The following is a 2,273-nucleotide window of genomic DNA, read 5'->3' as shown; positions in this document are numbered from 1 at the left end:
GCCGTGTTTGGCGCACTACTTGGCTGGCAGTCGCTATTAACCATTATTTTGCTTTCAAGCGTGGTGGGCGCTGTTATTGGCATTGCCCTTTTAAGTATTCAAGGAAAAGACAAGGCTACCCCCATTCCTTTTGGGCCTTACTTAGCCATAGCAGGCTGGATAACACTTTTGTGGGGCGCTCAAATTCAAGCTGCGTATTTTAATTTAATTGGTTACTAGCATGAGTGAACAAACTCCTAAAATAAATAGCTGGGTATTAGGTTTAACTGGCGGTATTGGCTGCGGTAAAACCGCCGTGAGTAATATGTTTGAAGAGCTGGGTATTTGCGTCGTCGATGCCGATATTATTGCCCGCCAAGTAGTGGCCCCTAACAGCAAAGGGCTAAATGCAATTATTGAACACTTTGGCGAGGGTATTTTACTACCCAATGGCACATTAGACAGAGCAACCCTGCGCACTAAAATATTCACCAACAATGATGAAAAAGAGTGGCTCAACGCACTATTACACCCACTTATTCGGGAAAAAATACTCACCGATTTAAATAATGCCACCAGTGCCTATGTTGTATTAGTGGCGCCATTATTGTTCGAAAATAAACTTAATCACTACTGCGACCGTACTTTATTAATTGATGTACCACAGCCTGTGCAGATTGAACGAACTATGAAACGCGACAACATTAGCCTTGAGCAAGTAAATAGCATCATAGCATCGCAAATGCCACGTGAAGAAAAACAAAATAAAGCCGATGATATTTTAAATAATGACCGCGATTTATCACTTGTTCATGCAGAACTTGTTGTTCTTCATAAAAATTACCTACAATATGCAGTATAGAATACAACTAATGCCCCTTAACGCGGTCATAACAACACACACTCGTAATTTAGTTAGCAAAAAAGGTGTTGATAAGCACATCGAATATAATCACCTGCTTTTTTCTGATAAATTGTTAACTATTGAAGGACTAAAATAGGTGCGCAATGAATATTAACTCACCGTTATTGAGAAAATTTATAACGCTTGGCCGCATTGATGCCGATACCGTAAAAGCAAAACAGCAAGAGTTTGCCTCGACCGCCGAGCTTATATCTAAATGTGGAAAGATTGACAGCAACGACCTAGCTGAGCAATGCATAGACTTATTTCGCGTACCGTATTTTGATTTAAAAGACTTCGACCCCGCTCAAATCCCCGAAGACTTAGTTAAAGAAAAACTAATACGTAAACACCATATTTTACCGCTGGTTCAAAAAGGCAGAAAAGTATACATTGCCGCCTCAGATCCGACCGATTACGGTGCCTTTGAAAACTTTGAATTTAGCACCGGCTTATCGTGCGAAATAGTCGTGGTTGACTATATTCAGCTGGATAACAAAATTGAGCAACTTCTTGATGCTGCAGGCAGCTTAGATTTAAGTGCCGATGAATTTAAAGAGTTTGCCGACTTAGATACTGAAGGCCCTAAAGAAACCACACCTAAAGATGACGATAAAGACGATGCGCCAATCATTGTTTATATCAATAAAATTTTAATGGATGCCATAAAAAAAGGCGCCTCTGATTTACACTTTGAACCTTACGAGCATAAATACCGCATTCGCTTTCGTATTGATGGTATTTTGCACGAAGTTGCCAACCCACCTAATACCTTAGCAAGTAAGCTATCGGCGCGTATAAAAGTAATGTCGCGCCTTGATATTGCTGAAAAACGCAAACCACAAGATGGCCGTATTAAGCTAAAAATGACCGAGCGTAAAAGCATCGACTTTCGTGTAAGTACTATGCCTACGTTATGGGGCGAAAAAATAGTAATGCGTATTCTTGATTCATCAAGCGCTATGCTAGGTATAGACGTATTAGGTTACGAAGAAGACCAAAAAAAGCTTTATATGGATGCGCTTGGGCAACCACAAGGTATGATACTTGTAACCGGCCCTACCGGGTCGGGTAAAACAGTATCGCTTTATACCGGTTTAAATATACTTAACCAACCAGAGCGAAACATTAGTACCGCCGAGGATCCGGTAGAAATAAACCTTGAAGGGGTTAACCAAGTACAAATTAACCCTAAAGCCGAAATGACCTTTGCCAACGCCTTGCGTGCCTTTTTACGTCAAGATCCTGATGTGGTGATGGTTGGTGAAATACGTGACCTAGAAACTGCAGAAATCTCTATTAAAGCAGCGCAAACAGGTCACTTAGTGCTATCAACTCTACATACTAACTCAGCGCCAGAAACCATAACGCGTTTATTAAATATGGGCGT

General features: G+C 40.9%; 2 protein-coding genes and 1 pseudogene. All 3 read left to right on the top strand.

Annotated features, from left to right (window positions below):
* A pseudogene (locus AABI99_RS18120) lies at window positions 1-219 on the top strand (prepilin peptidase); the annotation flags it as partial.
* Window position 220: 1 nt separating this feature from the next.
* Entirely contained in the window at window positions 221-841 is a 621-nt protein-coding gene (gene coaE / locus AABI99_RS18115) for a dephospho-CoA kinase (protein WP_338367513.1), read from the top strand.
* A gap of 146 nt (window positions 842-987) precedes the next feature.
* A partial coding sequence (locus tag AABI99_RS18110) for an ATPase, T2SS/T4P/T4SS family (RefSeq protein WP_338367512.1) occupies window positions 988-2,273 on the top strand: 1,286 nt, incomplete at its 3' end.

It is taken from the genome of uncultured Pseudoalteromonas sp. (assembly GCF_963922945.1).
Classification (GTDB): domain Bacteria; phylum Pseudomonadota; class Gammaproteobacteria; order Enterobacterales; family Alteromonadaceae; genus Pseudoalteromonas.
Note: the sequence above shows the minus strand (reverse complement) of the source record. Positions and strands in the feature narration are given on the sequence as shown.